Below are 9093 nucleotides of genomic sequence, written 5' to 3'. Positions count from 1 at the left end.
GATCAAGAAATGCTCTAAATTGACGCCTTTTTTCATAAATTCACCCCTTTTCCTTAAGTTAGGTGAATTATGAGGCAACGTTGGGGTTTTTACCTTTAAATTGGGGGTCCTTCGGTTAGGTTATTTCTGAGGCAATTCGGTACAAAGGTCAGAACGTTGGATATTTAGATTATATTATTTCAATTTTGCTATTCTTAGGCATTTTCTTTATGGTCTTAATTTGTCTAGAACAAAAAATATCTATCCAAACTTACAGCTTAAAAAATTTGATTATTGCAATTTTGTGTTGTATAGCAGCTGGTGTATCACTGGCAGCTAATAATATATATGCTAAAAAACTCAGTAAAAGCGGCTTTTCTCCATTTGATATTTTAGCAATAAGATTTATTTTGCTCATAGCTATTACTGGGATTATATCTTACCAAAGGATACATGAAATTTTTAAAATAGAAATTTTAGAAAATATACTCTTTAATGCATTTTCTTTGATAGTTATACCGCAAATTATTTTCCAATATTCATTAAAAGAGTTAGAGCCTATTACTATCTCAATAATTTCACCCCTAATGCCCGTTATGATATTTATTGTAGAAATTTTTAGTAATAAGATTAATCCTAATTTTATAACTATTTTGGGTATTTTTTTTATATGCCTTGCTTCCATGGCTGGAGCAAAAATAAGGTACCATCTGCACCGAGTAAGTTATCAAAGCATTAATGATTCGTCTCAAAAGTTGAAACAGCAAGCATTATGAGAACGGGATATCAAGTGATAGAAGTTCCTAAAACCAGCATGGAAGAATCTTAGCGTTCATTATTTCCAAACTCAAAACAGCGGGGGAAAAATGTCTAAAGAATGGTATTGACATCGAATGGGCAAATTATTAATTAACCATAACCTCATGTCACCCCATGTGTGAATGGAACAGAATCGATTTCCGGTTCGTGCGTCACGGGAGGGGCGGAAGATTGGCTATAAAGTCGTCGGCTTGCTCTTAGTTGCAACGTTTCACTATCGCTGGATGCAATAATAATGCGATATAACTCCATGGCATCTTGGATGTTATAAACTTTTCCAGTCGCTACTAAAGATTCTGCCAAGTCATATATTTCATTGGCACTGGCTTTTAATTGCTGCTTGGCAGCAGGGTGCCCAAGTTGTGCAGCAGCAAAGATATACTTTAAACCTTTGACCCTATCTTTTTCTATGATATCCCGGTAACCGTTAAAACAATATTGTCCAAGTTTAAATTTAGCCTTGGCATCATTGCCATGATCTGCATGAAGTCTTAAAATTTTGATTTTAGCTTGTTCTGAACCATTTTGTTCTGCCTGTTGATAATATTTAAAGGCAGTATCTAAGTTTCGCTTTACACCATGCACGCCATATTCGTAAATATGCCCTAAATAGCACATGGCGTCTGCATTTTTTGCTTTAGCAGCTTTAATATAAACGGATATTGCTATATCTGTATTAATCTCGAGGTCATTATTGCCTGATTCAAAACATCGAGCTAGCTCATATAATGCACGACCAGGATTTTCTTGAACGAGTTTGTGAAACCATGCTAAATGCTTTTCATTTAATAACGCTAATGTTGAAGGTGGTAAATATTTTTTTAGTGTAGTCATTTCTTCAGGATGGATGAGATCTACATTTGTGTGCTTTACATCATCTAGTAACTTGGACATGGCTAATATCTTGGACATGGAAGAATAGTGACTTGTTTTTAATCTTGAAGCGCTATCATTTTTTTTATCAAAGCCGGAAGAAATTTCTTGTGCCGGTATATTTACGGGTTTTTTTATCGTCTGATCTTGATTTTTCGAGTTGTGTTGATTTAGTGAGAAATCCAATGCATTTCCATATTTTATAAATTGAATCACAATTGCAATTTCATCCGTAGGCCAACGGACACGTTTATCTAGGGCGGTCAAGTAGCCTCGAATTAATTGTGTGCCTTGATGGATAAGCGGGGTTAATTGTTCTTGGGTGAGGGGTAAAGAACCATTTTTGTGATTTTCATATATTCGAATCAAAATATCTTTTAAAAATGCAATTTTTTGGAAGTCATCATAGGGCTGAGCTTCCAGCCATTCGACAAACCCTTGGGGATTTTTTAACAATAATTTAATTCTTGTCAATTCTCGGTTGGAAGGATTAGTTTTAGCTTCAGTCATGATCGGATTCTTTTTGTCATTAGAGATAGCTAGATCATACAGAGCAAATCTTAAGTAATTCTTATCATTTAACAATAACAACGCGCGTTTCTAACTCTGTAGAAATGTCATTCCCTCGCATAGGCGGAAATGACAGTCTATGCATAATTACAAGTAGAGTTTGAAGGGCAATTTCTACGAAGTAGGCGTAATTTTGGGATAAATTATTTGAATGGGTTTCTTGTTTCTATTAATGACTGCAAAATTGGTCAATTTATGAACATGAACAGAAGTTTTGCTTATGATTTCTAATACAGTGATGTTTCGAACTGCTTCGGCATCTGCAATCAGAGAACGATGGCAACGCCAAGGTACGGCTTCAGCACACATGATAACAACCCCGTCTCTATTTTTGATTAAGAGATTTAATTCCTTCAATCCTTGGAAAAATTCCTTTGTTTGCATATAATCGGCAAACCCACGGAAACTTGCATTACGCCAACCCATATTAATTGAGTTTTTAATGGGACGACGCAAGCCCCCTAACTTTGTTAGGTGTGTATATGCAATTTTATTTTTACGAAGAGATATGGTTAACGGTTTTTCATTAAACCATGGCACGTGTCGAGATTTTGGTATTGACCGCACGTCAACGACGTGCGTAATTTGGTATGCGTTAAGGATATCAACAAATTCTTTTAGCGTGTGCGTCGAGTGCCCAATCGTATAAATTTTGCTCATAACCGTTGCCGAGATTATATCTTTTTAAGAATGCATGAAGTTTTTAAAATAGAAATTTTAGAAAATATAGTCATTAATGCATTTTCTTTGGTAATTATACCGCAAATTATTTTTCAATTTAAAAGGTCTGTAGATTTTTTCTCAAGATGATTGGCATTATTAATCTTTGTTAAGATTATTTTTTATTTTCTTTATTAAAATTTTATTATCTGGCTTATAGGAATTAATGCCGTCGACAATTTTTTGCAAAATTTTACGGTTCTATTTCGCAATGGCATTACCAGTTATTTTTTCTCGATTGAAATTACATGATGATAATGTTTTATTTAGCGACTACCGCGGTTGGCGTGCCAGGCGTTCCCGCGTAAAACACAATTAAATCGACTGGCTGATCTGTCGTATAGCCTCTATGTACCTTATTTACCATTTCAGCTAATACATCTCCAGACTTTAAGGTTCTATGCAAGCTGCCGTCTTTAGTTTCAACATAGAGTGTTCCCGAAAGGACATAGGCGGCGTTAATGATGGGATGTGTATGCCAGGGTAATGCTGTATGGGCGGGAATATGGATTTTCACCACGGTAATTTCTGGTTGGGAAGTAGGGTAGGCTGGATATTTGGTGCCATCCCACGAATGATCGGATTGAAGCAATACTTTGGAAAAAGTATTTTCTGGATTGTGGTTCGCTGCATAAGTCATAGTTAAAAAAAGACTGATGCTGAGCAAAAAGAACAAACGTATTGACCCTTTAATCATAAGGACTCCCCTGACAGAAATTCTACTAATTATCTCAGCGTTTGTATTAAAGTCAAAGAATTTATTGTTTAAGAAAATTGAACTTCTAGATCGCTTCTTTCTTTGTATAGAGTTCAGCTGGGCTAGAATAAAATAAAACATCCAAGATATACTCATGAATTGTTCAAATTTTTGGATTCCTTCTTTATCTTTCTACAAGAGGCAGACAATATGCGTTTAGGCATTATGACAGGTGGGGGCGATGCTCCCGGATTAAATGGCATTATTGAGGCGGCGAGTAAAGCCTTGTTGGGTATGGGGCATCAAGTGTGGGGCATATATGATGGTTTTGAGGGTATTTTTGAAAATCGGCTGGAAGAATTGACTGTCAAAAGAGTCAGCGGAATTCATGCCTTTGCCGGAACGATTTTGGGTACTTCTAATAAATGTGGTACTGAAGGCAGAGAAGCGGAGTTTCTAAAGAAATACCAGCAGCTACAGTTAGATGGTTTAATTGTCGCTGGAGGGGATGGCACATTTAAATGTTTGTCGTCGTTTAATGGTTCTATTCCGTTGATAGGCGTTCCGAAAACGATTGATAATGATTTAAGTGGTACGGATGTTACTTTTGGCTATGACACTGCTTGTGCCGTGGTCGCTGAGGCGGTTGATGCGTTGCGCACTACCGCCAATTCACATAAGCGCACTATTTTTGTTGAAACCATGGGGCGTTCAGCGGGTTGGATTGCCTTGGGTGGGGGTATGGCAGGCTATGCCGATGCAATTTTAATCCCGGAATGTCCTTTTGATTTAGAGGAGCTCAGAAAATATATCTGGGAAAAACGCGTAAATGGTAAACGAGGAATTATTATTGCGGTTGCTGAAGGAGCGCATCCAAAAGGTGAGAGTGTGAAAGTGGCATTTACAGTCAGTGGTAGCCCTGAATCAGATAGGTTGGGGGGTATTGGAGAATATTTAGCCAGATGGTGTGATGCAGCGATGGAAGGAGAATCGCGGCATGTGGTACTTGGGCATTTGCAGAGAGCTAAGTCACCGACTACCGCAGATAAATTTTTAACGCTGGCTATGGGGGCTAAAGTAGGGGAATTAGTGCGGGAGTCACGTTGGGGTCAGGCTGTGGCTTTTAAAGCAGGTCAGGTGACGGCAGTGCCGATTGAGGAATTTATGGGTGGTTCGCGGTTGATTCCACTGGATCACCCTTGGCTGCAAATGGCGAGATCGGTGGGGATTTTTGTTTGAAAAGGAGAATAATTGCCAATAAATAACGAAAATATGTGCTTTGGGGTTAAAAATGCAGTCAATCAATCAACGTGATGATAAAGCAGAGTCAGAGAAAAAAAATGACAGCATGCGCACTCAGAATTCCATGCCTGATGCGGTATCCCTTCTGGCAAAAAAAGTAGAAAGCCCACCCAATACGCCAAGTCAACAGCGCTATGATGATAAAAAGCGAACTAGAGAACAAGAATTAATTTTAGAATATAGATTAATTATTAATACCATAGCAGCAACTATCAGAAATAATAATTCAGTTTTCAATATCAGCTTACAAGGAGCTAAACCATTTCAATTAAACTATGATAGATTTCAGGAATGGATTCAAAACAACTGGAACGAAAAAAAGCATGTTAACCTCATAAAAATAATGGTAAGACACAGTGAAAATCTGTTGTATGATTTTCCTACTAGAATGCATTTTACAAAATGTGTCCAATTTTTATTGAATATGAAAAAGTATGTGCAATTCTTATGCTTGCCTGATGTCAATAGGCCAGCCTCTGCTCGAGCTCAAGGATCAGTAAGAGGGAGGGATTTCGATGAGAAAATAAAAGATGCAGATTATCCACAAGTTCGGCCTAGCTCCAAAGAGAGTGATGATAAAAAATCAAAAGAGTCAAAGAATGTTGCATCTATATCTAGATATGAGGAGAAACAGAAGTCACGACAGAAAGACAAAAAAAAATCTCATAATCTGCCGATTCCTCGTCCTATATTATTAAAAACATTTCTTAATTCAAAAACACCTGAAGAGTTTTCCTGGTTTGAACGCCTACGCATTGCAATCGATATAGTAAAAAAATTAAAAGATTTAGATGCTAAAGGAGAATTTTATGGAATGCTAAAATCAAAGTATATTTTGATGGATGTGAATGGCCGAGTCAGCCTGCCCGTGTTACAGGGCAAATACAAGTCACCTTCTTGGCGGAAAGATTACTCCATTAAAACGGATATTCGTGATTTTGGTAATTTACTCCTGGAGTTAGTGTGGTTCAATATCGAAAAAGACGTTTTGCATCGACCGGTATGGCCGCCAGATTGCCCAGCAGAAATAAGAGCCCTCATTAACAAATGCTTGGCGAGAAATATCACGCTCACCGAAATAGAGCAACAGTTATGGAAAATATTCGATGGGCTTGTTGCGCAACCGGTACTTTCTTATTCAAAAGAGCATCATCTTTTAGAAATTTCATTTCCGAGTAAAGTGCAGCAACAGAAAAGTAAATTTGTATTACAACAAGGGCGAGATAAAGTTCCACTTGATGCAAAAGTATTAGAGAAAATGAGGGAAAAAACTAAGGAGTTGGGTGAGAAATTTTATAGAGCAGTTGTACAAGATCCACGCTGCGTATTGACTTTCGATGAGGAAGAAAAAGCGAAGAGCCTATATTTTTATGCTCCTGAAATTACTGTGGGAAATCAGCAAAATGTAATTTTATTGATATCATCAAAAGAAGTGATAGACGCTATTTTCACCTTGTTTAAATTATCGGAGGAGATTTTTGTTAGAAAAGAAGAAAATGGCGTGCATTTTATCAGTATACGTTCTGATCTTTTAAGTAGATTTACAGATTTAATTTATCAAAATGCTAAGAATAATTGTGAATTGACTTTAAACATTGAATCTGCTTTAGAATTTATGCCTACCGTTATAGTAGAATTAATTACGGATTTGCATCGTTGCAGTGATAACTATCAGGATTTTAATGAGCCAGTTTGCTTGAGTTCGCATGATATTGCAAAAGAAAATCAAAGATATATCGAAGCTATTAAATCAATGGTTGACCTTGACCAAAAAGATAGTTCATTGGTATTTGAACAAATAAAAGCATTAAGTCAAGATCCAAAAATTTTAACTTATTTGTTAAAAATGATTGAAAATACCCATTTAGAGAGGGATTTAAAATCTTGGATTATTCAATTTTTATTATCAATATTAAAAACTAAAGGGATTATAGCTGCACCATTAGCAGGTTTATATGTTGAATGTAGTCAATTTAATATTTTAAAGGCATGTCCGAGCGATCCAGACCATCTTTATATTGCGGAGGGTAAAAATAAAAAAAGTGGGGATGAGAAAGTATTGATAAAGGTGTGGAAAGCAGATGGTTCTTGCAAATGGGAGCGAAATACAAGTGTGGGAATAGCTCTACAATCAATTCTTGGTGTGCTCGCGCCGCAACAACTGGGCATGTTTTATGACGCGTGGTCATTTAAACATGTTTTTGCAGTGTATCCATATCGTCCTAAAAACTTGCTTGAAGCCATTAGGGAGGACAAAATACCTAATAAATTGTCATGGAAAGACCGTTTGCAAATTGGTATAGACTTAGCGCGAGCAGTTAAGGGTGTGCATAGTCGAAATGTGCTGTGTGGAAATATAAGACCAGACATCATTCTGCTTGATGAAAATAATCGAGCTGAAATTTATGATTTTAGTGAATCTCGTAGAAAACCCCAATGGGATGCAGAAAAGTTTGAGGAAGTTACCCAATTAGGACACATAACCGGGCGCATAATGCCACCTGAAATATCTTTGGGACACACACCGGATCAATCTTCAGATGTTTATAATATCGGCGTGGTGTTGTTTTATCTTTTTACATCGTTATCTGATAAGCCTAAACTTTCTAAATTGGATGCATTATTTTTGCCTGGGTTTCCATTAGCGGTTGCAATGAAAGCGCTCATCCTAGACTGTATCAATATAGATAGAAGTAAAAGACCTGCCATTTCAGAGGTGTTGCATCGATTAGAACAAATATTTTTAGAATGTGAGGAAAGTTTTAAAGCTGGAACATTTAACCACTTTGAAGGAAATGAAGCGCAGCCTCAGCCGATCATTAAAGAAAAAAAGCTGAGTTCAGCCAGACAAAAAGAAAAACCAGCTAAACCTCCTACGGATTTTTTTAATCAGCCGTTAAATTTAGATATTCTTGAGACGATTAAAAATATTTTAGCAAGTATGATCGCTGCCGGCGAAGTGAAGATACGCGGTATAAAAATGTTAGACTCGCAAAATACTGTTGCAAAACTTCAGCAGTGGATTTTAGCGAATTTAAAGGCAGATCAATATGAAAAATTAATAGAGATTTTAGTAGGTCAGATCGATAACCTCGCAGCTAGTCCAAAAAATCATTTTTTATTAGAAAAACTACAAGCTTACAAAAAAACCCACGAATTTTTGTTAAAAAATTGTCCATTCAAGGAATTATCACGTCAGGATGAAGGCTATTGCGCTATCATGTAAACTTTTTTATAACTCTTTTTATAACTGTCATCCTGAGTTGTAGCCGTCATCCTGAGCGCAAGCGAAGGATCTCCTTATGCTGGCGGTAACCCAGTATGAGGTGCCGGTATAAGGAGATTCTTCGCTTGCGCTCAGGATGACAGCTAAATCAGACCCTGAACGACAAGGGAGAAGCATTTAAGGACTACTTTGATCTATTCAGAGCTTGAACCTTTGTTTACTGTATTGACAGCAAATTCGCCAGCCAACTAACATCACGCTCCAGGTAGTAGTTATTATGATAATAATTAAAGGGAGTAGATGATGTACTGGGATATGATCTTAAAACAAGTGTTAGACAAGAAAAGTTCTGCTCAAGAATGTACTTTCAGCGGTATCAAAGATTATAGCCCATGCATCATATCTGGCATGGTACGGCAGGAGCAGATAAAAATCTCCAGACCGAGAGGAGCTAAAAAATACCCTCTCGGTGAGAGTTATCCAAATGTGTATTTCACTGAACGCGAGGCACAAACCATTTGCCATTTTCTCTATGGCAGAACCACAGCGGAAGTGGCCACAATTTTAGGATTATCGCGTAGGACAATAGAGTTCTATGTGAAGAATATGAAAACTAAATTAAATTGCCGGCTTAAATCCGAATTGCTCTGCAAGGTACGTGCCAGTGGGTTTTTGGATCGCGTGGATTTTGGTTGATTCAGGCAATGACTATTTTTCTGCTACGTCCAATGTAATTAAAAGGGTACTATTCACCTGATCTCTGTCGCTCTGCGGCATCGGCATGGAACATATGCAAATTCACCTCTCCCACAAGGCTGAGGGATCAACACAAATTTAGCGATAGAGATGAAAAAAATCAGTAAGTTAGCAATTAATGCTTTAGTGCAGTCCGCCTGAGATCCCGCGA

At 37.3% G+C, this 9093-nt stretch carries 7 protein-coding genes; 4 read left to right on the top strand and 3 right to left on the bottom strand.

Annotation, left to right across the window (positions count from 1 at the left end; all coding sequences use genetic code 11):
• The first annotated feature begins 209 nt into the window (after window positions 1-209).
• Window positions 210-755 (top strand): DMT family transporter, encoded by a 546-nt coding sequence (locus VHE99_08475; GenBank protein HVV69047.1) that lies wholly within the window; start codon window positions 210-212, stop codon window positions 753-755.
• 145 nt (window positions 756-900) lie between these two features.
• Here the strand turns inward: VHE99_08475 and VHE99_08470 are convergent, their stop codons facing one another.
• From VHE99_08470 to VHE99_08460, 3 genes are all read right to left on the bottom strand, one after another.
• Window positions 901-2181, bottom strand: coding sequence for a tetratricopeptide repeat protein (locus VHE99_08470; protein HVV69046.1), 1281 nt, complete (start codon window positions 2179-2181; stop codon window positions 901-903).
• Window positions 2182-2355: 174 nt separating this feature from the next.
• Window positions 2356-2901 carry a DUF488 domain-containing protein gene (locus tag VHE99_08465; GenBank protein ID HVV69045.1) on the bottom strand — a complete coding sequence of 182 codons (546 nt, stop codon included), beginning with the start codon at window positions 2899-2901 and terminating at the stop codon, window positions 2356-2358.
• A 322-nt stretch (window positions 2902-3223) separates the two neighbouring features.
• Entirely contained in the window at window positions 3224-3658 is a 435-nt protein-coding gene (locus VHE99_08460; protein ID HVV69044.1) for a cupin domain-containing protein, read from the bottom strand.
• A 210-nt stretch (window positions 3659-3868) separates the two neighbouring features.
• On the opposite strand from VHE99_08460, the gene VHE99_08455 reads away from it, so the two are divergent.
• The 3 genes from VHE99_08455 (at window position 3869) to VHE99_08445 (ending at window position 8882) form a co-directional block, all read left to right on the top strand.
• Complete coding sequence (locus tag VHE99_08455) at window positions 3869-4897, top strand: ATP-dependent 6-phosphofructokinase (protein ID HVV69043.1); 1029 nt, start codon at window positions 3869-3871, stop codon at window positions 4895-4897.
• Window positions 4898-4949: 52 nt separating this feature from the next.
• Entirely contained in the window at window positions 4950-8186 is a 3237-nt protein-coding gene (locus VHE99_08450) for a protein kinase (protein ID HVV69042.1), read from the top strand.
• Window positions 8187-8501: 315 nt separating this feature from the next.
• Window positions 8502-8882, top strand: coding sequence for a helix-turn-helix transcriptional regulator (locus VHE99_08445; GenBank protein ID HVV69041.1), 381 nt, complete (start codon window positions 8502-8504; stop codon window positions 8880-8882).
• The last annotated feature ends 211 nt before the right edge of the window (window positions 8883-9093 follow it).

The organism is Gammaproteobacteria bacterium (assembly GCA_035546635.1).
In the GTDB taxonomy this organism is placed as follows: domain Bacteria; phylum Pseudomonadota; class Gammaproteobacteria; order JAURND01; family JAURND01; genus DASZWJ01.
Note: the sequence above shows the minus strand (reverse complement) of the source record. Positions and strands in the feature narration are given on the sequence as shown.